Annotated in this window: 23 protein-coding genes; 6 read left to right on the top strand and 17 right to left on the bottom strand. The window is 43.6% G+C overall.

Annotated features, from left to right (window positions below):
• The first annotated feature begins 56 nt into the window (after positions 1–56).
• On the top strand, positions 57–938 hold the full coding sequence (locus V6D41_RS09340; RefSeq protein ID WP_333518009.1) for a LysR family transcriptional regulator: 882 nt from the start codon (positions 57–59) through the stop codon (positions 936–938).
• Positions 939–1000: 62 nt separating this feature from the next.
• Here V6D41_RS09340 and V6D41_RS09335 read toward each other — a convergent pair whose 3' ends face one another.
• On the bottom strand, positions 1001–3286 hold the full coding sequence (locus tag V6D41_RS09335) for a beta-L-arabinofuranosidase domain-containing protein (protein ID WP_333518008.1): 2286 nt from the start codon (positions 3284–3286) through the stop codon (positions 1001–1003).
• Between the two features lie 152 nt (positions 3287–3438).
• On the opposite strand from V6D41_RS09335, the gene V6D41_RS09330 reads away from it, so the two are divergent.
• Positions 3439–4305 (top strand): AraC family transcriptional regulator, encoded by an 867-nt coding sequence (locus tag V6D41_RS09330; protein WP_333518007.1) that lies wholly within the window; start codon positions 3439–3441, stop codon positions 4303–4305.
• A gap of 30 nt (positions 4306–4335) precedes the next feature.
• Here the strand turns inward: V6D41_RS09330 and V6D41_RS09325 are convergent, their stop codons facing one another.
• The 11 genes from V6D41_RS09325 to V6D41_RS09275 all read right to left on the bottom strand — a co-directional run bounded on the left by V6D41_RS09325 (position 4336) and on the right by V6D41_RS09275 (position 13439).
• On the bottom strand, positions 4336–5052 hold the full coding sequence (locus V6D41_RS09325) for an endonuclease V (protein ID WP_333518006.1): 717 nt from the start codon (positions 5050–5052) through the stop codon (positions 4336–4338).
• Positions 5053–5171: 119 nt separating this feature from the next.
• A complete protein-coding gene (locus V6D41_RS09320; protein ID WP_333518005.1) occupies positions 5172–5540 on the bottom strand; it encodes a hypothetical protein in 369 nt (122 codons plus the stop codon).
• 132 nt (positions 5541–5672) lie between these two features.
• Complete coding sequence (locus V6D41_RS09315; RefSeq protein ID WP_333518004.1) at positions 5673–6320, bottom strand: hypothetical protein; 648 nt, start codon at positions 6318–6320, stop codon at positions 5673–5675.
• 7 nt (positions 6321–6327) lie between these two features.
• On the bottom strand, positions 6328–8196 hold the full coding sequence (locus tag V6D41_RS09310; protein ID WP_333518003.1) for a ribonuclease YeeF family protein: 1869 nt from the start codon (positions 8194–8196) through the stop codon (positions 6328–6330).
• Positions 8197–8214: 18 nt separating this feature from the next.
• Complete coding sequence (locus V6D41_RS09305; RefSeq protein WP_087992642.1) at positions 8215–8475, bottom strand: YwqI/YxiC family protein; 261 nt, start codon at positions 8473–8475, stop codon at positions 8215–8217.
• 9 nt (positions 8476–8484) lie between these two features.
• Positions 8485–8907 carry a YwqH-like family protein gene (locus tag V6D41_RS09300; protein WP_333518002.1) on the bottom strand — a complete coding sequence of 141 codons (423 nt, stop codon included), beginning with the start codon at positions 8905–8907 and terminating at the stop codon, positions 8485–8487.
• A 370-nt stretch (positions 8908–9277) separates the two neighbouring features.
• Positions 9278–10600: a UDP-glucose 6-dehydrogenase UglF gene (gene uglF / locus V6D41_RS09295; RefSeq protein ID WP_333518001.1), complete on the bottom strand. Its 1323-nt coding sequence runs from the start codon at positions 10598–10600 to the stop codon at positions 9278–9280.
• 195 nt (positions 10601–10795) lie between these two features.
• Entirely contained in the window at positions 10796–11560 is a 765-nt protein-coding gene (locus V6D41_RS09290; protein WP_333518000.1) for a tyrosine-protein phosphatase, read from the bottom strand.
• A gap of 48 nt (positions 11561–11608) precedes the next feature.
• On the bottom strand, positions 11609–12325 hold the full coding sequence (locus tag V6D41_RS09285; RefSeq protein ID WP_333517999.1) for a CpsD/CapB family tyrosine-protein kinase: 717 nt from the start codon (positions 12323–12325) through the stop codon (positions 11609–11611).
• Entirely contained in the window at positions 12315–13061 is a 747-nt protein-coding gene (locus V6D41_RS09280) for a YveK family protein (RefSeq protein WP_087992647.1), read from the bottom strand. Before V6D41_RS09280 ends, V6D41_RS09285 begins: the two co-directional genes overlap by 11 nt.
• 234 nt (positions 13062–13295) lie before the next feature.
• Positions 13296–13439, bottom strand: a complete 144-nt coding sequence (locus V6D41_RS09275) for a hypothetical protein (RefSeq protein WP_003221769.1) — start codon at positions 13437–13439, stop codon at positions 13296–13298.
• 203 nt (positions 13440–13642) lie between these two features.
• On the opposite strand from V6D41_RS09275, the gene V6D41_RS09270 reads away from it, so the two are divergent.
• Both V6D41_RS09270 and V6D41_RS09265 read left to right on the top strand, forming a co-directional pair.
• The gene (locus tag V6D41_RS09270) at positions 13643–15253 is read left to right on the top strand and encodes an SWIM zinc finger family protein (protein WP_333517998.1); all 1611 of its coding nucleotides are present in this window, start codon (positions 13643–13645) and stop codon (positions 15251–15253) included.
• On the top strand, positions 15240–18008 hold the full coding sequence (locus V6D41_RS09265) for a DEAD/DEAH box helicase (protein WP_333517997.1): 2769 nt from the start codon (positions 15240–15242) through the stop codon (positions 18006–18008). Before V6D41_RS09270 ends, V6D41_RS09265 begins: the two co-directional genes overlap by 14 nt.
• A gap of 130 nt (positions 18009–18138) precedes the next feature.
• Here V6D41_RS09265 and V6D41_RS09260 read toward each other — a convergent pair whose 3' ends face one another.
• The 4 genes from V6D41_RS09260 to ywpG form a co-directional block, all read right to left on the bottom strand.
• Positions 18139–18996: a Cof-type HAD-IIB family hydrolase gene (locus V6D41_RS09260; protein ID WP_333517996.1), complete on the bottom strand. Its 858-nt coding sequence runs from the start codon at positions 18994–18996 to the stop codon at positions 18139–18141.
• 5 nt (positions 18997–19001) lie between these two features.
• Positions 19002–19778: a transcriptional regulator GlcR gene (glcR, locus tag V6D41_RS09255; RefSeq protein ID WP_333517995.1), complete on the bottom strand. Its 777-nt coding sequence runs from the start codon at positions 19776–19778 to the stop codon at positions 19002–19004.
• Positions 19779–20003: 225 nt separating this feature from the next.
• A complete protein-coding gene (gene ssbB / locus V6D41_RS09250; protein WP_014665657.1) occupies positions 20004–20345 on the bottom strand; it encodes a single-stranded DNA-binding protein SsbB in 342 nt (113 codons plus the stop codon).
• Positions 20346–20421: 76 nt separating this feature from the next.
• Positions 20422–20805, bottom strand: coding sequence for a DynA interaction protein YwpG (ywpG, locus tag V6D41_RS09245; protein ID WP_148962559.1), 384 nt, complete (start codon positions 20803–20805; stop codon positions 20422–20424).
• 174 nt (positions 20806–20979) lie between these two features.
• On the opposite strand from ywpG, the gene V6D41_RS09240 reads away from it, so the two are divergent.
• A complete protein-coding gene (locus tag V6D41_RS09240) occupies positions 20980–21390 on the top strand; it encodes a YwpF-like family protein (RefSeq protein ID WP_148962558.1) in 411 nt (136 codons plus the stop codon).
• 42 nt (positions 21391–21432) lie between these two features.
• Positions 21433–22236 carry a class D beta-lactamase gene (gene blaOXA / locus V6D41_RS09235; protein WP_333517994.1) on the top strand — a complete coding sequence of 268 codons (804 nt, stop codon included), beginning with the start codon at positions 21433–21435 and terminating at the stop codon, positions 22234–22236.
• Between the two features lie 73 nt (positions 22237–22309).
• Here blaOXA and V6D41_RS09230 read toward each other — a convergent pair whose 3' ends face one another.
• The gene (locus V6D41_RS09230) at positions 22310–22963 is read right to left on the bottom strand and encodes a class A sortase (RefSeq protein WP_333517993.1); all 654 of its coding nucleotides are present in this window, start codon (positions 22961–22963) and stop codon (positions 22310–22312) included.
• Between the last annotated feature and the right edge of the window lie 53 nt (positions 22964–23016).

Genomic DNA, 23016 nt, shown 5'->3' with positions numbered 1-23016 from the left:
GATGATTATTTCGATTAATACAATCGATAAAATCGATTTAGAAAGGAAGAGAACAGGTGGAATTGAAGCAGCTGATAACGTTTATTACGGCGGCAGAACAGGTGAATTTCACCCTAACCGCCAAGATGCTTAATTATGCACAATCAAGTGTTACCTCTCAGATCAAATCACTTGAAGAAGAAATCGGGACGCCTTTATTTGAGCGGCTCGGCAAGCGGCTCATCCTGACAGAAGCCGGCAAAACGTTCAAAGCCTATGCAGAGAAGATCATTACTTTAACAGAAGAGGCAAAAATGGCCGCAAATCAAGTTAGAGAAACAACAGGAACCTTAAAAATCGGGGCGACGGAAAGCCAGTGCACATACCGTCTTCCGCCTATCATAAAAGCATTTAAACAGGCTTTTCCCCAAGTAAAGCTCATCTTCAAACCGTATATTTCCAATGAGCAAGCGAAAGAACAGCTCTTACAGGGCCAGCTTGATATCACCTTTATTTTGGATGTAAGCCGGGCGGACGACGCACTGCACGTTGAATCTCTGGTTCAGGATGAGATTAAAATAGTAGCTGCCAACGATCATCCTTTCCCTGCACATTCACCAGTAACATTGAAGGATCTTCAAAACGAAACCCTTCTGCTGACAGAAGACGGCTGCTCTTACCGCACGCTCTTTGAAAACACTTTACATGACGCCGCTGTCTACCCTGACAAATTAGAATTTGTCAGCATAGAAGCCATCAAACAATGCGTGATGGCGGGACTTGGAATTGGACTATTGCCTGAAATGACAGTAAAAGATGAGATCGCAGCAGGCCGGATGAAAGAACTCAATTGGCAGAACGATTGCCCCGTTTTTACTCAATTAGCATGGCACAAGGACAAATGGATGTCTGCGCCATTAAAGGCTTTTATCGATTTGACGAGGAAAACATTCAAATAAAAAACTTGCGGCCCATGTGCCGCAAGTTTTTGAATGAACAAGCAATTCATATCGCTAGGCATTCATTGTAAAACCATTTTCTCATTTATCATCCTTACCCCAAACACTCCGCCCGCTGCTGTTCCCTCTTTGGATTTGAACGTGACAGTTACTCTCTCTTTTCCTTTCGTCCATGCAACTGGAATGTCATAACATACATCAAAAAGTTTTCCCGGATGATTTGCCTTCAGCTGCTGTCTGGCGAGTAGTTGATCATCTATCATAATTTCAAAATGTCTTTCGTAAGTTTGTTCTTCTGCTTGAAAGGTATCATCACTTCCAAAATATGTGACCAGCAAATACATGGGTTGACTCGGCTCTGTTTTCATCTCATAACTGAAAAAACCATCTCCTCTGCTGTCTCGCCAGCCTCTGTGAACAATATCCGCGTAACCGGAGTAAGAGTTTTCTTTCTTTAGGTGATGTTCGATCTCCTGCTGCTGCTCATGCGGCTGAACGGCATCAACTGTTATGCGTCTGATGATCTCCTTCTTTTCTTTTTCTTCATCTGTATAATCAAGATATTCTTTCTCAGTCATCACATCCCAATAAACGGAATACCGCTGATGATGCACATTGTAGAACGGCATTAATGTGATTTCTTTATTACCCGGCTGGCCAATCGGTTTCGTCTGAAAAACGAGTGATGTTTTATTTATCCGCTTCACCCATTGCTCCAATTGACGATGATCCGCAACCAACACAGGGACATCAATTAAAGGATGGTTATTGAGGGCGAGATGATCAGCAAGTATATCTGTTTCAGGGAAGTCCTCTCTCCCCAGTGCTCCAGCCAACACAACCGGTCCATACATCAGAACGCTTTTTTTAGGGTCGTCCTTCGCTTGATAGATGTGGAGTTTCATCGGCAAATCAATCTCAATACAATCTCCTGTGTTCCAATGTTTATGGATAACGAGATACCCCTTTTTCTCAACGGACTGAATTCGTCTCCCATTGACCGCAGCTTTAAGACCGCCATTTGTCCAATAAGGTATGCGGATATGAAGCGCCATAGGTACGCCGTCAGCTTTTTTCACAATCAGCCTGTTTTTTTCCGACGCTGGAAAAGAGGTTTCCTGTGAGATGATCAGTTGTTTTTCTTGCATGTTTATTTGTGAAGGAATAAATAAATTCACATACAGATCGTCTTGGTCTATATGATAAATATGCTGCGTATAGCGAGCGGGGTTTTCCATTCCCGTGCCGGTACAGCACCAAAAAGAATCTTCCGGTGAACAATACACCTTAAAATGGCCCGGCTGTGTGGAAACAAAATAGGTTTTCATGCCCGAATGGGGATCTTGGGAAGCTAGAATGTGATTATAAAGCGCGTTTTCATAGTAATCTATAAATCTCGCTTCGTGAAACCACCGGAACAAATGCTTCGTCAATTTCAGCATGTTATACGTATTGCACGTTTCTGCGGTCATCACACCTAACTCCTCGCTGCCTTCCGCTCCGAAATGCTCTCCGATACTGTTGCCGCCAATTGCGTAGGAACGCTGATAGACTACCTGTTCCCAAAAGAAGAGTGCGGCTTTTCTATATGCTTCTTTACCCGTTATATCGTACAGCTTAGCGGCTCCAATCACCTTTGGAATTTGGGTATTGGCATGCTTTCCTTCAAGCTCATCCTTTCCCTCTGCCAGAGGCTGAAGAATAGCTCGATGACAAAAACGTTCTGCAAGTTCAAGGTACGCTTTGTTTTTCGTCAGCATATATAGATCCGCCATCGCCTCATTCATTCCGCCATGTTCACATATCAGCATACGCTGAAATTGCTCGTCGGTCAGGCGATCCAGTCCCTTTTTTGCCCAATCAGCCAGCTTGGCGACGACACGTAAAGCCATCTGATTACCAGTTAGCCGATACGTATCTATCAATCCCGCAAACAGTTTATGAAGGCTGTACCACGGCACCCAAGAACCTCCCAAACTAAAGTGGTCTACCCGAAAATCACCGCTGAACACCTCATCAAAACACGCTCTGGGGAAACCGCTTACATATCCTTCTTTATCAAACTGCTGGATATGATTCAACTCATTCACTGCGTACTCTGCTTTCCTTTTCAGCTCTTCATCTCCGGAAGCCTGGTACATGGCTGATGCGGCGGAAAGCCAATGACCGATTGAATGTCCGGCAATTTCCTTTGCCTCCCACCCGCCGTAGCGCGGTTTTTTAGGCGTCTGTGATACAGCCTCATAACACGGAGCCAAAAGACGGTCTACATCCAAAAAAAGCAAATATTCTTTCCCTTTCATCTGAGAATCAAAAAACATCCCTTTTAATAATGTTACATTTTCCATCTTGATCTCCCCCTATCAAGTTTCATCAATTCATGGTGATGCTTTTATTATCTAAATGATCATAAGGGATGTGAATTCAATATTTATCAAAAACATATCCTTTTTTTAGATTGAACCGTTACACTGGAGATAAGAAGAAAGATGGTGAAGCCATGTATAAAGTAAAACTCCAAGCCAATCATTTGCCTAAGATCCGTGAGGCCGGACATATGAAGGATATAGAAGGGACTTTACGGCACCCTGACAGGACGATGGATGGAATCAGTGTATTTTTTTACGTAAAACAAGGCGCGATCCATGTATTTGAGAACGAAAACGAGTACCGCATTCAAGCGGGGGGATATCTTTTTCTTAAGAACAATACACCGCATTGGGGAGGCGATTTTTATACACCCGGAACCGAATGGTACTACATTCATTTTTATGCCGAACCTTCCTTGGATCAGGAGGAAGAGTTTTCTCCATTTCACAATTCACCAATCCTTCTCGACAACATCTATTCATCGCAATTAACCTTACCGAAAAGCGGTTCTGTCTCTCATCGTAAGTACACAGAAAAACAGCTGAGCAGCATTGTTCATGCCTTTGAATCATCAAGTGCTTTCAGAGCGCTCCAAGCGTGTTCGCTCACCTATCAATTCTTCATTGACCTGTATAGCAATGCGATACATAGTCAGGCCGGCACCCGCTCTTCAAGGATCATCAGCCGAATTATTGAATTTCTTCACCAAAACAAGCATGCAAAGCTGGTTAGCAGAGATTTTGAGGATGCTTTAGAAATGAATTATGCCTATCTTTCTTCCCTCTTCAAAAAGCAAACTGGGAAAAGCATCACAGCTTATAAAAATGAACTGCTGATCGCACAGGCAATTGATCTATTCAAAACAAGCAACTTAAACGTAACCGAAGTCAGCAGCACATTAGGCTTTTCTAATCCTTATTACTTCAGCAGAGTGTTCAAACGGGTCACAGGAGTAGCCCCGTCTGTATATATAAGCGAGGTATACAGGAACCAATAAAAAACACTTGCAGTTCTCGGTCTGCAAGTGTTACACGTGATTTTTTTGATAAAATGTTCGCAAGACGTGTGTTTCAAGGTCAGCAAGGCGGACAGGGATCGGCAGCCGACTTTCTTGATTGATCAGGCTCATCGCGATGTGATAGCTGCTTTCTAAATCAATATGATTTCCGCAAGACAAGAAAATAGGCTTCACGTCCCGCCGCGTCCGCAGCGCCCGTCCATATACCTCGCCGTCAATGATAATATCGGTATATGCACCAACTTCATTTTCAGGCATCACGAAATCACAGCCTTTAATTTTGAGATAGGTTTTCGCAATCCCAATTGTCGGCTTCCCCAGAAAAAAAGCCGCATGGGTGGCAACCCCCATATGGTTGTAATGCAGATACCCGTTGCCATCAAACAAAAACACATCCGGCTCCGTTTCCAGCTTTTTGGCCGCCTCGATGATCAGCGGCAGCTCGCGGAACGCAAGAAAACCGGAAACATACGGCACGCTGATTTTCCCCACGCTGTGCACTTTTTCAATGACTTCTTTTGTATCAGCGTCAATCACGATAATGCTGCACACCCCGTAAGGTTCGCCATCCTGCTCCCAATAAGCGAGGTCGACGCCCGCGTAAGTGTTGATGGAGTTTGGATGGATAGTGGGGGATAAGTTGATTTTATGTATAAGGGATTGTTGTGTTTGGACAAAATCCGATTCATCTTTTAGATGAAAATCGTGAATTTGATGTATTTTCATTTCACTAGTTTTCCTCTTTTTACTTCTTAAATTAGCCGTCTCTGTTCAGATGCTTTCAAGGCTATAAAACTTCCATAAGGATAATCCCCATTCCATCCATTAAACATTAATACTTAAACCTACTTCCACCAAGTAGTTGTTACTTGTTTTAAATGATGTTCAATAAATAAAATCACTTTATTATAGTCATCAGATGAAAATTCTTTAATAGGATTTTCCCAATCATTATTTTTGACTATTAAAACCAGATAACTACCTTTAGGAGAAATGTCAGGAACCCAGCCTAAATCAAGCGTTATTGAGGATTGTTCATGATAAAGCTGCAACAAACTGTCTGTGAATAAAAACCAGGAATCATCATTCTGTTCTAAAGTTCTTGGGTCTATTTCAATAAAATAATTATAATTCACTTTCCAACCTTGTGTTATTCTCAGAGGATGTATATTTGCTTTTGGGACATCTAATTTAACATGTTTTCTCACAATCATAACCTCTATAGTAACTAGTTTACTTCTATCTGATGATATTCTAATCTCTGACTTGCGAAGACTCCAGTCAATAGTCTAATTAGACAAATGATGCTTCATAGAAAAAAGCAGGTAGTACAACCTGCTTTTTTATTAGTATTCATTTTTAATTTCTTTCATAAAAATATGATCTAATTGTTTAATTAATTCTTTAAGTTCAGTGCACATAATATCCTCTACAGGATTTTCCCAATCTCCGTTTTTTATCAGTTCAATCCCATAGCTACCGGTTGGATCCCCTTCTGGGTACCACCCTACATCAAGCAACAAATTTTTTGTCTTATGAGAAATTTGCAGAAGATCTTGATTAAAGTCAAATAACCAAGCATCATCATTTGCCTCTAGGGTCTTAGGATCAGTATCTTTTAATGTAATATAATCAACAGTCCAACCAGCCGGTATCTTTAGCCTTAAGAAATTGGGAATCTGTTGGCTTAGTGGCTGCAAACCCTCTAAAACCCCACTTCCCACACTCCAGATTTGATATTCTAACTCTTCTAATAATTGTTCTATCTCATCAAAAGATTCATCTTTATAAATCTTATCTGTATTTAAGCCAGCTACTTTGATATGGTACTGATTATTTTCAAAAATTGCCTTAATAACAGCATTACGTTTTTCATTTTGTAGTTTTAACAGTTCATATTTTTCTTTTTTTTCTGAGTTTAAATTATTCACTACCACAGTCCATCCATCTAGGAACTTTAATGGTTGTATTCTTGAAAAATCATCATTTCTCAAAGTGCATTCACTTCCTATTTTGAATATACTCTTCTCTTGACATCATTTTGTTTAAATAATTTTTTATTCTCTCATCATTCATTGGATGTCCGTGATATTTTCCTCCACTTGTTAATTCTGCTCTTACCCAGTTACAAGGTTTCCCTAAGTCATAACCGACAGGCTGATCAAAGCGGTGAAAAAAGTAAATAGTTCCTTTTCCTTCATCAACAATTTTACCTTGTTGTAAAACTAACTTCTCTAAAGTCTTATTATCTACAGACGCTAAATACTGAGCTTGTTTCCTTCCAGTCTCACTGAATTGTTTTGCCTGCTCATCAGTCTTAGCTTTTATGTGTTTTTTTCCATGATCAAAGTATTCTGCTTCGTTTATTTTTCTTCTAAATTCTTTAGAGCTATAATAATTATTATGAGCGACATAATCATGAATTTTGGAAAAATTAGGAGTTTTACCACTCGCCATCTTCACAATCCCAAGATCCTTCACAGCCGTCTTTTCCACATCTACACGGACTGTTGGGATTCCGAACGTGGAGCCATCCGGAGTTACAGGGCGTTCTGCGTATACGCGTACGTTGGTTGGGACTTTGAATTGTTTTACTTTTTCTAGTGTTTTGTTAGCTTTTTGGACTTTTGAATGAGTTGCAAGCGGTATGCCTTTATCTACATGTTTCGCCAGCGCCCCTGCACCAACTAAACTCAAAGCCGCTTCCAGCGCACCCTGCTTCCGCTTCTCCTCAGACACTTCGTTACCAAACATATCCCGTCCAGTAACTGCTTCTGAGAATCCGTTTGACGCAACAAGGCCGTATGCGCCCATTTCTGACATTTTGAGAATGTCTAAGGATTTGCCTGTTTTGTAGGCGTCTAATGCGTGTTCTGTGGCAATAGCCGCTTTTCCGGTTTTGTAGATGGCTTTTCCGCCTTTGAAGGCGCGGCCTGCCCAGCCGACGACCGGGATGTACCCTGCGGCTGCCATGGCGCCGGCTGTGACGCGTTCGGCTGTGGAGAGTTTTTCTCCTGTGACAGGGTCGTAGCCTTCGGTTGCTCTTATCGTATCATAATAGCCAGTGACTTCGCCTGTGAAGGTGCAGATGCCATCCCATGTTTTTTCATACCATGGTTTATTTGCTTCTTCTTCCGCTTTTTCTTGAAGGCGTCTTGCTTCTGCTTGCTGTTCTTTCGCCTCAATATAAGAAGTCGCTTGCTTTTCCGCTTCTACCGCACCTTTATAAACTTCGCTTGAGGTGAATGCTTTTTTGTTGTAGTGAATGGGAGAGGCGCTTTTTCCTTTGCTTGTCGCTTGCATTAAAGCGGTGTATTTAGCAAGCACAGCATTATCGAGCGACTGCAGGTTTTGATATTCTGTGGTCAGCGACTCGTCCAGCTCATCAATCGCTGTAATGGTATCGAGCCGGATTTTCTGTGCGTCGTACATCTTGTCGGCGTAATCATTAAGAGAATAAGAGGATAAATCCAAAATGCCGACAAGATCGGCGAGAATGTTGTCAATCTCCAATTTGTGCGCGGAGACGATTTCAGACGCTTTCAAACTCCCGTTTGGCAGCTCGTTTTCCAGATATGACGTTTCCACATAATGATCTTTCAGTTCTTTTTCTTTGATATCTCCTGAGATTCCTTTAAAAAAAGCGATTTGTGCCGAGACAAGCTTCAGCCACGTGTCTACAATATCAGCCTGTCCTTGAAAAAAATCTTTGATGTTGTCTGCGCCTTTCCCTGTAAAATCTTGGCCTAGATCGGCTACAGCCTGAAACGCTTTTTTTAGGGTTTCTAACTGCTCTTCAAGCGTTTCATATTGCTTTTTCCTGCTCTTCGCTTCTTCGATTAAAGTCTTTGATTCAAATACTTTACTCATTGCACAGCCCTTTCTATGCTATTTTGCGCCAATTGCCTCGTCCTGCTCCTTCAGTGAATCAACATTGTCTTTCGTGTCTTCTATGTTTTTTTGGACGGCTTTTTTATAATCGCCCAGCATGGTTTTAATGCTTGCCTCGCGCTCATGGTACTTTTTTGTATATTCCAGGTTGTTCTTGCCATTAGATCCGGCGGCGCCGATTGATACACCAGCCAGCGCATCTTTGACAGAATCCAATGTTTTGATAACAGTGTCGTATTTCAGCTTAATTTCTGACATAAAAAAAGATCACCACCATTTTAGTTGTCTAATTGTATTTCCGACTTCTTCCGCGAATTCTTCTCCCTTTTTAAGAAGATCTGCTGCACCATTTGCTATGAACAATTCCGACGCATAAGTGGCTTTATATAATTCTAGACTAATAATTTCACCACTAATCGAAGCCATATACTCGTTATACTTATCATTCACAATCTTGGAAGCTTCCGATTTCGCCTCTTCTCTGCCCTTGTCGAAATCATCCGCTTTTGTTCCCGTCCAGTGCTTGCCCAGTTCCGGTTTCACAATGTCTTTGATTTCTGTAATGGCCTCTTCTTGCAGTGTGTCTATGTCCTTTTTTGCTTTTTTCAGCTTTTCGATCTTGTCTTCGATATCGGAAATTTTTCCGTTGAGCGAACTTTTGATATCCGCCAGCTTACTTTCATAACCCATCTGAATCACCTCTTAATACTCAAAAAGTCGTATGGAAGAGCTGATGAAGATAGACTTTCCCATACTTTATTTCCATATATTATATTTTAAAATAGCCAGAAGGCGGCATAAATAGGGTAAACGGCTTAATTTAGGCATATAACACTCTCTATGTGTAGGTCTATGATCTTGTTTTCGTTCGTTATACAGCTAATGAAAGCGCTTTATGATATTAGAGCACCTAAAGTCATAGTTATAAAGGCACTTGAAAGAGACAGATATTGATGATCTGTCTCTTGTTGTAAGAGTACATTCTGCTTTTGTTATTTTTCGTTTTAGACCTTAGCAGAAAAGAAAAAAACCGGCTCCCAGCCAGTTTTCTCTTTTCCAACTATTGAATTGCACCTGCTGGAACAACCGCCTTCCGTCCCACAGAATAATATTCCACCCCTGCAGCGGCTGCTTCATCCAATGTGTAGCAGTTTCTGCCGTCAAAGATGAGCGGCGTTTCCATCAAGTTCTGATAGGCCGCTAACGGGAATTGTTTAATGTCGGCCCAGTCGGTTAAAATCATGACGGCGTCAGAGCCTTTGACAGCTTCCTCGATTGTCTCTTTATATTCAACGGCTTCTGGCAGAACACGCTTTGCATGGTCCGCGGCAATCGGATCATAGGCTTTAATATGGGCGTCGAGCGCAGCGAGGCGGTCTGCGATGACAATCGACGGCGCTTCCCTCAAATCATCTGTATTCGGTTTAAATGACAGTCCCAAAAGGGCAATCGTTTTTCCCGTCACCCCGCCGAGCCTGTTCAGCGCTTTATCTACCAGGATCGCCTGCTGATTGTTGTTGACTTTGATGACCGATTTCAGCAGCTCAAAATCATGTTCGACATTGCCGGCAATTTGCACGAGGGCGTTTGTGTCCTTCGGAAAACAAGAGCCGCCGTAACCTATGCCCGCTTTTAAAAACTGGCTCCCGATCCGCTTATCCTGTCCCATGCCGTACGCGACTGCTTCAATATCGGCGCCGACCTTTTCACATATATTTGAAATTTCATTTATAAAACTGATTTTAGTGGCCAGAAAAGCATTTGAGGCATATTTGATCATCTCGGCGCTTCTGATATCCGTTTGATAAATCGGAATTTGGAACGGGCGGAAAAGCTCCTCAAGCGTCTTGGCTGTTGTCTGATCCGCTGTTCCGATCACGATCCTATCGCCATGAAACGTGTCAGAGATCGCTGACCCTTCACGTAAAAATTCCGGATTGGACGCGACCGAAATGCTGACAGGCGCCGCAAGATGTTCAGTGATCAGCCCCTTAATCAAATCGTTTGTCCCGACGGGCACTGTGCTTTTCGTTACCACGATGGCATCCTGTTTGACATGCCGGGCGATGCGTTTGGCCGCATCTGTAATATGCTCCAGATTCGCGTGTCCGTCGCTTTTCTGCGGTGTACCGACCGCTATAAAAATAATGTCTGCCTGTGCCAAGCCTTTCTCATAGCTCATTTCAAAGTTCAGCCGTCCATCAGCTGTATTTTTCCTCATCAGCTCTTCAAGACCCGGTTCAAATATGGGGGAAATGCCCTTTCTCATTTCATCAATCTTGTGAGCGTCAATATCAATGCAGGTTACATGACATCCAATCTCAGAAAGAGAAACACCTGTCACAAGACCGACATAGCCTGTTCCGATGACTGTTATATTCATTGTTTCCCTCCAACAGTTAAATTGCTGCTTTGCAGCTTCCATAATATCGTATGAGAACATCCTATCATGAATGCGGATGATCTCCCGCATAGCCTGTCGGGTTCAGCCTGTACAGATTTCTGAAATGTGATTCAATCATACAATATACTATTATATCGCGCACAGAAAGGAAGTGGTGAAATGAGAACCGGCTGTTTAAAAGAGCCCAAATAATTTTCTTCTCTTGACCGGCCGCGGAGGCTGTCTGAAGATCGTCTGATTCTGCAGGAGAAGCTCAGCGTTTTCCGTCAGTATATAAGGAAATTCCCGACCGAATTCTTTCTCAAGAACATCAAGGGCTTCCCGGCAGCGAAAGTCTCTTGTTTTCAGATTATGAGCATCTGAGGCTACGAAATGAATCAAATTGGCTTCAGCCAGCCGGAGAGAAAATGCTTTCATCTGTTTTCCGAAAGTCCCCGCAAGACTTCCTGAAGTAATCTGAGATACCGCTCCTTTCTCCACAAGATGATACAGCAAGGACGGGTTTTCGCGAATTTCCCTGTTGCGTTCAGGATGGGCGATAACCGGAATATATCCTTTCAGCTGCAACTCATAAAAGAGCCGCTCCGCATAGCGGGGAACCTGATCAAACGGAAACTCAATCAGGATGTATTTTGTATCATTCAGCGAGAGCAGCTGCCGTTCAGCAAGGTCCCGCTCTAAATCGCCATAGATTCTGATTTCCTGCCCCGGAAGCACGGTTAAAGGGATATTTTCTTTGATTAAACGTTTGTTTAACTGATCTGCTGCTTCTCTGACTGCCGCCGGCTCATTTTCATACACACCGTTCTTATGATGCGGTGTCGCTAGAATGGTCCGGATTCCCTGATGAACAGCAGCTCTTGCCATTTCTATGCTGTCGGCTGAAACGCTTGCCCCGTCATCCATTCCAGGAAGAATGTGACAGTGGATATCTATCATGTCTTAGCCCCCTTTTTCCGCAAAAATAAATAACGGGCAAGATGCACGTTATTTATTTTGTATGAAGTTATCCTTGTTTCCGTAGTATCCATATGCAGAATCCCTCGAAAACTTTTTGCCGTTCATAACCGCCCCAAGGAGCTTGCTATTGCACGATTCAAGTGCCTCTTTCGCTTTTGCGGCTTGTTCTTTTTCTGTTTTCCCGCTTGAAATAACCAAAATAGAACCGTCTGCCACGCTCCCTAAAATCTGTGCATCCGCTACAGCGAGAATAGGCGGCGTATCAAAAATGACCATGTCATATGCCGTACACGCCTCGTCGGCGAGCTCTTTCATCCACTTTGAGGAGAGAAGCTCGGCCGGGTTTGGCGGGATAGGACCGCTCGTCAGCACGTCAAGCTGTTTTTCATTAGATGTTTGCACAGCCTGTTCCAGTGAACTTTTCTTTAATAAAACAGATGTTAAACCTATTATATTTTCAAGATGAAAGGCTGTATGTACTGTTGGTCTTCGCAAATCAGCGTCAATCAGCAGCACTTTTTTTCCCTGCTGGGCAAATACGACAGCAAGATTAGCGGCCGTTGTTGATTTTCCTTCTCCGGGACAGGCCGATGTAATCATCACTGATTTCATTTGGCGGTCCACTGAAGCAAATTCTATATTCGTACGAATCGTCCTATATTGTTCAGAGTTCAAGGATTTCGGCTCTGTCATTGCAATGACATTCCTGCGCATCCAAGAGCCTCTGCTTTTTTTAAGCGCCAAAATGCCCACTCCCCGCTTTTTCAGATTGGATACCGTGTAAGCTTGCCGCTTTTTTCTGCTCATTTGCAATGGTGGAAACCGTCCCTAAAACAGGTATGTCCAGCAAGGATTCGAGCTGTTCTTCCGATTTGATCGTATTGTCCAAATACTCAAGCAGGAACGCCAGTCCGATGCTTCCCGCCAATCCCGCCGCGAACGCGATAGCAATGTTTAGGAGCGGCTTTGGCGATACAGGTGACGGATGTCCTGAAACCTCGGCTTTTGACAAAATACTGACATTGTCAACATTCATAATGGTTGTGATTTTGTCTTGAAAGACAGATGCGATGGTATTGGCAATATGAGCCGCTGTTTCCGCATTTACATCCTTGACTGATATGTTGACCACTTGGGAGTCCTGCTCGCTGGATACGGTAATTTTGTCATTCAGCTCTTGAGATGTCATCGACAGGCCCATCTCTTTAATGACTTCGTCTAAGATGGCAGGGCTCTTAATGATGACGTTATACGTATTGATTAACTGAAGATTGGTTTGGACATCATTAAATTGGACTTCTTTTCGGTCGTTTTTCGATTGATTGACCAGAATCTGAGTTGATTTTTCATAGATGGGTGTAAGTGCGAAGAAACTGATAAGTCCGCCGGCAGCAGTGGCAGCTGCGGTTACAATCATAATCAAAAGCATGCGTTTTCTTAACGTTGATAATATCTCTTTTAAACTAGTAGATTCTCCCATGATACCTCCAAATCTCTTATAGCATCCTTTTCCATATACGATTATACAACGTAGAAACCGCATTTCTCCAGCTTTTCACATGACATTATTCGACATTTTTTTACAAAACCTTATGTTGCGATCATTTATGAAAGCGCTCTATTTTCTATCTTGACAAAACTGTCCCTTTTTTATCGATTCAGGCATTCACGTCATCTCGCATAAAAAAAATCCCGCATCAAGCGTGCGGGATTCTTATGTTGCATATCCATTTTTAATATGAGAAATCAAATTTTCAAGCATTTCCTTCGTCGTCATCTCAGATGACCGTTCACCAATCTCATGTGCATGCATCAAAATTTTCAGAAATTCCTCTTGATTCAATTTCTTTTCACTCATCTTCTTGTTCCTTTCAGCTTCCATTAAGTTGAAAACACGATTATTATATGATGCCGGTTCTCAATTTGCAATCTCTAATACATCATTCGACACATCCCATTTTTTATGTCCTTTTTTAGGAAAAACTTTTTCATGCCGATGTGTTGCGATATAATAGAGAAATTGGATCTTTTTATTACGTGACTCGGTTAGGAGCGATAATCATGCTTCAGAATATGATTTCCAAAGACGATGTGCTGGCATCCGCTGAACAGTTGAAAGAACTGCTTCCCTACAACGAGGAAAATGTTCAGCTGATTAAAAAAGCCCTTATTTTATATCGGCAGGATTCAGTCTATCGTTTACAAGCAGTGAGTCCGACGGAAGTTACGGCTTACGTGCAGGATGTTGTGCCTGTGCGGGTCACATTGAACTTGTTTGTCATAGCCAAAAGCGGCTGTTCATGTCCGTCCGGAAGAATCTGCCGCCATATGCTGGCTGTTTTTTTATATGTATATGCAATGTTCGAGCGAGTGGGTACCTTTACAGAGCATTGGCTGGAGAGGGAAAAGCTCGAGGAAAGCAAAGAGCTCGTCCGCCGGCAATTTCAGGAAAAAGTGCTTCCTAATGAAGAATCGCTTTCAAGCTGGCTTGCTTTTTTTGATTCAGAGTTCTCTCTCTGGCAGGCGCGCACGCCGGAAGGCAGCCAAAATATGCAGGGCCTCTATTACGGCTACCTGTCCGCTTTAAAAAAGCACACGCCAAACAAGCCGGAGCTAAAAAACCTGTACCAGATTCATTCCGCGATTGCGGTGTGGCTTCGCATGTTTACATTGATTGAAGCGGGCAAACTGAACCCCGATCAAGACTTTTATTCCCTCAATCCGTATGTTGAACAGCTGATGGATACGATCTACAGCTCTATTGATAAATTAAAAACATACGCGCTGTCATTTGCGCTTGATCCGTTTTTGGAGAAAACACCCGATGTTATCCGGCATTTGCTCTTGAAAGAAGATATTTTCCAATATGAACGCATCCGCATTTCCGGTGAAATTTGGAGCGCGTTGCTGTCGCGGCCAAAATGGGTGGCGCGCGAACAGGACATTTTGAAAAAAGAGGCCGGACGGCGCTTTTCTCCTGAATTGCAATTCGGGCGCCTGCATTTGGAATTTCTGCAAAAGAATGATGATGTTATTTTTGCAGAAGCTGGTCAATTCCCGCCGGATGCGCTGCCATATACGTTTCAATGGCTGAGTGAAATCACTGCCAAAAAAGATTGGAAAAGGCTGAAAACATGGTATCAGCGAATTGAACCGATTGCGATGGGTTATACGAAACTCGATAAGCCGTTTAAAGAAATTCGCGACGTGATCGGCGAGCTGTTTCTTCTGCTGAATGCCTATGTGAAGCAAACCAATGACCAAGCGCTGTTTGAACGCTATGCTGCAGGCTGCCTGCCGTATACGTTCACAGAATACAGCCATCATTTATATGAGAAAAAACGGTATGCCGAGTGGATCGAAATTCACAGCCTTGTCGGCTTTTCCATCTATGAAATGGATAAAATGATGCTGAAAGAAGTTGCAGCGGGCGACCCGGAGGCGCTTATCCCGGCTTACCACAGAGAAGTGGCCTTTTTTATCGATCAGAAAAACCGCAGCTCGTACAAGGAAGCCGCCCGGCATTTAAAAAAACTGCGCACCCTGTACAGAAAAGCGAAGAAATTGAAGGTGTGGGAGCGGTATATTCAGCAGCTGAGCTCGCATTATAAGCGCCTGCGCGCGCTTCAAGAAGAACTGCAGAAAGGAAAGTTGATTGATGGCGAGTCTTAAAGAAATACTCATTCACGTCGAACAAATGGAAGATGGGTCATTTACGCTCTCAGCCTTTGATGAGAATGAGCAGCCCCTTCCCTACAGCCATATGAAGAGGCATTTGTTCCAATGGCATGAATCCTCATTTTACGGAACCTTTCTTGAGGATGTCAGCTTCATCGGGACAACCGCTGTTTTGCTTTCTCCATGGATGACTGTAGAGCTTCTCGGCAAAAACTCGTTCAACTCATTCAGCTCCGTGCAGCTTACAGAAGAAACGGAGCCGCTGATTGAGGCGGCATCAACCATCTATGAATTTATCGCAGACGGTGATTTTCTGCCTGACTATGAAGCATGGACAAACGGTGTTTTTCGCTGGAAGGACCGCGATAATATGCTGGATGGCTTTACGGCGGATTGGTTTTCCGCCGCAGTGCAGGATTACATCCAATACGACGATGACCTGCAGGAGAAATGGGAGCACATCAAGGAGAAATCGCCTGCGGTCACGTCATTCCGCGGACATTTTCTTGATGAAGAGGATTTTCTTGAAGGCATCGGCTGGATTGACGATCAATCTCCATTTACAGTCGGCCTGCGCTTAAATGAGCCAGATTTTGACGGAGACGATTGGAAAATCGAACTGTTTTTACGCGATAAAAAGAACGGCGCTGTTGAATTCTTTGACGGGTTGAAAAGCCTCAAAAAATCATGGCAGGCGCACAGCGATAAAATCGCGCGTGAGCAAGACCGCTTTCACAGAACGGTTCCGTGGCTGTCATTTGATTCCGGGACCACTCTGATCTCGGAGGAAGAAGCCTGGATCTTTCTGTCAGAAGCGAGTGAAACGCTTGTCGATATGGGCGTTGAAATTCTCCTGCCGTCCTGGTGGCAAATTGTCAGAGACAGCAACATGATGCTGAAGGCAAAGGTGTCATCCGCCCCGCGCGGCGAGTCATTTGTCGGCATGAATGCGCTGCTTGATTTCAACTGGCGGTTTGCAACAAATGGAATTGAGCTGACTGAGGCCGAATTTAATGAGCTTGTCGCCAGCAACAGGCGCCTTGTTAATATCCGCGGGCAATGGGTCAAAATCGATCCGCAGTTTATCAAACAGATGAAACGCCTGATGGAAAAAGCGGAATCAGAAGGACTCCACATGTCTGATATTCTGTCGCGCGAACTAATGGATCAAGAGGAAGGCGGGCTTGAGGATTCAGATCTGATTGATACATCCGCTTTTGCCGGCATTCAATTCGATCTGTCTAAACAGCTCCGGTCACTGATTCGGAAGCTTACTTCCGCTGAAAACCTGCCGGATCACGAAGTCAGTCCTTCTTTCAAAGGCACGCTCCGCCCCTATCAGAAATACGGCATGAACTGGCTGCTGTTTCTGCGGGAAAGCGGTTTTGGCTCCTGTCTGGCTGACGACATGGGCCTTGGAAAAACGATTCAAATGATCGCCTATTTCCTTCACGTGAAGGAAAGCGGCCGGCAAAAAACGCCGAATTTGATTATCGCGCCGACATCCGTACTCGGCAACTGGCAGCGGGAGCTTCAAACCTTTGCTCCTGACCTGTCTGTCGCGCTCCATTATGGGCCGCGCCGGCCAAAAGGTGATGATTTCGACGCGCATTACGAAAACGCAGATGTGGTACTCACTTCATACGGGCTGTCTCATGCCGATTCGGAAGAGCTGTCTTCTGTGACATGGAACACAATCTGTCTTGATGAAGCGCAAAATATTAAAAACGCGCATACGAAGCAATCACGCGCAATCAGAAAGCTTAAAGGGCTTCACCATATCGCGCTGAGCGGCACGCCAATGGAAAACCGTTTGACCGAGCTGTGGTCCATTTTTGACTTCATGAATAAAGGCTACCTCGGCAGTCTGACAGGCTTCCATAAACGCTATGTGCTGCCGATCGAAAAAGACCGGGACGAAAAAAGAATCGGACAGCTACAGCAATTAATCCGGCCATTCCTTCTCAGGCGGACGAAACGGGATGAAGAGGTCGCGCTTAATCTTCCTGAAAAGCTGGAAGAAAAAGAATTTATCCCGCTGTCAGCCGAACAGGCGTCACTTTATGAGCAGCTTGTCAAAGACACATTTGACCATATGACATCACTGACCGGCATGCAGCGAAAAGCGCTGATCCTCAGCATGCTCGGACGGCTTAAACAAATATGCGATCATCCCGCGCTTTATTTAAAGGAAGAGCAGACCGAATTGCTGGCCGGCAGATCAGTTAAGCTCGAAAAATTGCTGGAACTCATGACGGCGATCCGCGCCCAAAACGAAAGCTGCCTCATTTTCACGCAATACATTCAGATGGGGAACATGATGAAACGGCTGCTTGAAAAAACGTTCGGCGAACCCGTGCAATTTTTAAACGGGAGTCTCTCCAAGCAGGAGCGGGACACACTCGTTGAGAAATTCCAGAAGAAAGAATACCCGACACTGATTCTTTCATTAAAAGCTGGAGGCACCGGGCTCAATTTGACCGCCGCCAATCACGTCATCCATTATGACAGATGGTGGAACCCGGCGGTTGAAAACCAGGCCACTGACCGGGCATACCGCATTGGCCAGGAGCGCTTTGTCCACGTTCATAAAATGATTACGACGGGAACAATCGAAGAAAAAATTGATGTCATGCTCGAATCGAAACAAACCCTGAACGACCAAATTATCCAAAGTGAAAACTGGATTACCGAGCTTTCCACACAGGCACTCGAAGAATTGTTTACATTAAGCGCCTCAGCGCGATGATCATGACTATAAAAAAGCTGGCTCTTTGAAAGAGCCAGCTTTTTTCCGTTCGTAGCCGTCACGCCGGAATGTCCAGAGAATCCGTTACGCCGGTTATTAACAGGATGCACTTTTGATGCAGCATATAAACCTACAGTAAATGTTTAATCATATGTGCGACGCCGTGTTCGTCATTGGTCAAGGTTACAGCGTCGGCCATCGCTTTGATATCTTCCCGCGCATTGCCCATCGCTATACCTTTTCCCGCAGCCTCCAGCATCGATTTGTCGTTTAAGCTGTCACCGACAGCCGCTGTTTCTTCGATCGGAATATTCAGCCGTTCCGCAAGCCGCGCCAGCGCCTGCCCCTTGGAAGCTTTGCGGGAAGAAAGCTCAAAGTTATGCTCAGCCGAACTGACAAGTGTTAAATCTTCAGCATGTTCATATCTTTTCCAGCCTGCCTCAAGCTTCTCTTTGAAGAAAGAAAAACCGAGAATATTATAAAAGTCGATCTGCTGATCAGTTTCAAACAGCTCTTGAAACGAGCCAATGTAAGCGAAGCCCGATTGGCTGTATTGCACTTCGGCCGCCTGCATAAGGACAGAAAGATCCACTTCCGGATTTGCGCTTCTGAATCGGTCCAGTTCAACTTCAAGAAGCTCTCTGCCGTTTTGCGGCGTATAAATGGCTGAATCTGTAAATACCTCGTAATAATAGTTTTCCGACGCAAGCCATGAGAGAATGTCATACGCCCGTTGTTTCTCAATGGTTTCCTGATGATAAAGCCTGCCGTCAGGATCGTGAATGACGGCGCCGTTCGCGCTGATGATCCACGTTTTGATCCCGAGCGGCTCAAAAATCGACATGACGTCAAAATGAGCGCGCCCAGTTGACACTACCACTTCAATGCCGTCCCGCTGCGCCTGCCGCAGCGCGTTTTCATTTACCAAGCTTACTTGATGCTTGCTGTTGAGTAAGGTTCCATCTAGGTCAATCGCAATTAATTTCACGTTTGTCAGCCCTTTCCTTCATCCTGCTCTGTTACGAGAAGTTCCACCCCGTTACGGTCAAGCAAATCACAAAATGCCTGATTCGGCAGCCTGTCTGTGACCAAGAGATCGATTTCGCTCAGCTCCGCATACTGATAAAAACTGGTACTTCCCAGTTTCGAATGATCTGCAAGCGCGATCACCTGCTTTGCCTGCTGAATCATTTTTCGCTTCACCATGCCATCTTCTTCATGTGCAATTGTAATGCCATGCTCAGAAATGCCAACCACACCGATCAGCGCTTTATCGACATGATAGCTTGAGAGCTTTTCAATCACAGAGGCACCGTACAGAAAGCGGTGCTCCTTTTCCAGTTTGCCCCCCAACAGGTAGATTTCAATTCCTTCTTTATCGGACAGCACTTCGGCCAGATTAATCGAGTTGGTAATCACCGTGCAATCATCCGCATTCATATGCTCTGCACATGCCTGAACGGTTGTAGAGGCATCTAAAATCACCCGGTCACCATTATGAATGAGCGATGCGGCAAGCCTGCCGATCTCGCTTTTTTCCTCGGACACTGTATTCAGGCGGCCGGAATAACTTTGAATTTTCTGATGCACAGTCGGCAAAATAGCACCGCCCCTTGTGCGGATGATGGCATTCTGTTCCTCCAGCTTCACAAGATCCCGTCTGGCTGTATCTCTTGAGACTTGAAGAAGCGTACAGATCTGCTCCGTTGTAATTCGGTTATGCTGTTTTAAAAAATCCAAAATCGCTACTAATCTTTCTTCTTGGTACACGCCCTCATTCCTTTTCTGATCTATCATCTTTAAGTAATTATAAGTTCTTTAGAAAGTACAATCAATTATTTTAAGTGTTTTTAAGCAAAAATGCATCATAAGAACCAATTTATCCTAAATATCATAAAAAGATAGACCAGCCTGGTCGACTGGTCAATTTTGAGGGGATGATGCGGAGATTCGAATAATCGTGAAAGGATAGAAAACGGGAGGATCAGGGGTTTGTCAATCGGCAGCTTTTTCACGGGGTTTAGGGTCCATAAAACGAACAGTGTCAGCCAACACTTCTGTTACATACACGTTAACGCCTTCTGCGTTTTCATAGCTCCTTGTCTGAATCCGTCCGCTAACGCCGACGAGAGAACCTTTTTGGCAATATAACGCTGTGTTTTCAGCGGTTTTTCTCCAAAGCGTGCAATTGACGTAATCGGCCTCGATTTCACCTGAAGCATTCTTGAAGCTGCGGTTTACCGCGAGCGTAACGTGTGCGACTGCCGCACCGGCGGAAGTGTAGCGAAGCTCAGGATCTTTTGTAAGACGTCCGACAAGCATAACCTGATTGAACATGCGATTCCTCCTCTCCTTGCGCTTATATGTATTGTAGATGATGCAATGAGAAAAGAAAAACGCTTAAAAATGACTTTCAGCCTCTGTTTTTATCTTTTGTTTTCATTTTTCCTTCAGCTAAAAACATCTTTTGTTTTTTCCCTTTAAAGAAATATGTACTTTTTAAAAACCGGAAAAATATTTGCTTTGTCAGCCAATTTTGCGTATTCATACACACATAGGAAGAGCCATCCCATGCAAACCACTGAAAGCTCAGTTTTTTTTCCGGCATTGACAGCTCGATTTTATATTGCTCCATGCCGTCTTGCGTTTCGTATAAAAAGCTTATCCTTCTTTTTTTGTTCAGATGGACCTCAAAAACTTCTTTACGGCTTAACATATATGTTACTTCCTTTTGAATTAAACGGTTTTCAGAAGGAGTGCCGTCAATATAAATTTCTTTTAAGCGAAATTGATTCATACACATCTCTCCGTAATCCATAGTCAGTTACAGTATAATGAAAAAATTGAAATTATTAAATGTTTCGCCAATACAAAGTTCTTTAGTCCCGGCATTGCACGTTTTTTCCTCTAAAACGTTTATGTTATAATGGAAGGCAAGAAATCTTTGGAAGTAATCGGGGTGAGAATAGAAATGAAAACCTTTAAACTGGTTGACCTGAATGTGGAACGAGTGGACAAGGAAGAGAAATCAATTGAACAGTTTCCCCTTATTGACGGACTGATTATAAATAAAGAAGACGGTGAAAATCACTGGCTGATTGAAGCGCTTGTAGCGAAAGAGCACCTGTCTTTTTTTGAACAGCTTCAAAACAGCCAAACTGAAGCCACAGTATTTGTAACGATCACGAAAAAAAGCAATCGCCCCGCCCAGCTGACAGCGGCAGTGAAAAATATTGTCAAGCTGGAGGAAAGCATACAGGTTTTAATCTACGGACAAATGGTCACAAGAAAACAGCAGGGCACTGAAACCCTTCTGGAATCCCTTGTAAAAGAGGGCTATACAGGAACAAAACTGATTGAAGCGTTTAAGCAAAAAATATAAATGAGAGGGACATGTCCCCTCTTCAGGTGCAGAGGTGAAAATATGAGTAAGCGAAAGATGCAAGCAATCTTTTTATCACTTATCGGTGCGGCTCTCCTCATGACATCAAGTCTACAGACACCTACAGAAGCAAAAGCTGCTGAGAAAAACACAAATTCGAAAAAGCTGAAGGTTGATGAATTCTTCACAGATCACGACGGCACTTTTATATTGCGGGATCTAAAAAACGAAAAAACCTTTGTCTACAACGATCAGCGCGCAAAACAAAGATTTGCGCCGCAGTCGACGTTTAAAGTTCCTCATGCGCTTATCGGATTACAAACAGGCGCTGTTAAAGATGAATATGACATCAAATACTGGGACGGCGTTAAACGGGAACTTGACGTTTGGAACCAAGACCATACGCTTGGCTCCGCTATGAGATATTCAGTTGTTTGGTATTACCAAGCAATGGCCCGGGACATCGGAAAAAAGCGAATGAAAGAATGGGTTGAAAAAATAAGTTACGGCAACCAAGACATCAGCGGCGGAATTGACCAATTCTGGCTAAGCAGCACTCTCAAAATCTCTCCTTTAGAACAAACAGATTTTATGGAATCGTTATACGAAGAAAAACTCCCATTTGACAAAAACGTCATGAAGACGGTAAAACGGATGATGATTCAAGAAGATGAAGATCACTATACGCTTTATGGAAAAACAGGCTCTGGCTCAGGCATCGGCTGGTATACAGGCTTTGTCAAAACCGAGCACGGGGCGTACAGTTTCGTGACGAACATTGACGGAACCGGAACAGAAGCAAAAAGCACCACTATGGACATTTTGAAGAAGTATGTTCTTCATTAAAAAAGACTGCCGTTTCAGAACAGCAGTCGAGGCTGTCAGGAAAATCCTGCAGCTTTTATTATTGTTATAGATTTCACTTATCCGTATTTAATTTTGTATGGCCAAAAGAATCAACCAATTTTCCCTTAACGACGAGGCGCCCTTCGGTTTTGACCGCCTTGTCACATGTGATTAACGTAATCTCCTTTTCGTTTGTGTCCTCAATCACATCTATATCCATTTCCGATATGATTTTTTTGAATGTCACAGAATAAATATAGTCTTTTGTAAAGTCAGTAATGACTATTTGAGCACCTGTTTTTATGTTTTCAAGAGGTCCAAACAGAAGACTCTTTTGCTTTAAATGATGGCCAGCCAACGGATAATTTCCCTCGCCCATTCTCTGATCCGGCCGCATTGTTGCGGTCCCGATCAAAAGATTTTCGTTGGTAGTGCCTTTTAGGATCGGAAGCTCCAGATCGACACTTTTAATCGTTATGCGTCCGATGATCGCTTTCTGATCGTGATCAAAGCCAGCCTTTATGGTATCCATCAAATCAGGCGGCTCGATTGAGTCAAATTCAAAAGCAGCTTCTTTCTCATTATTTTTTTTCAGCTGCTCCACAGTTAAGGCCGACGCATTCTGGCTTTTGCTAAGGCAGGCTATGATTCCTCCTTTCAAAAAAGGAGAACAGATAAGCAGCAGTCCTAATAGAGTGAACATCGTAATGATCATTTTCTTATGCATGCAAAAAAATTCCTTTCTTATGCTTCATTCTAAAATCAACTGTGTCACTTTTA

This window comes from Bacillus sp. 0102A (assembly GCF_036765155.1).
GTDB lineage: Bacteria > Bacillota > Bacilli > Bacillales > Bacillaceae > Bacillus > Bacillus subtilis_G.
The sequence above is the reverse complement of the archived record's forward strand: the minus strand, read 5'-3'. Positions and strand labels throughout refer to the sequence as shown.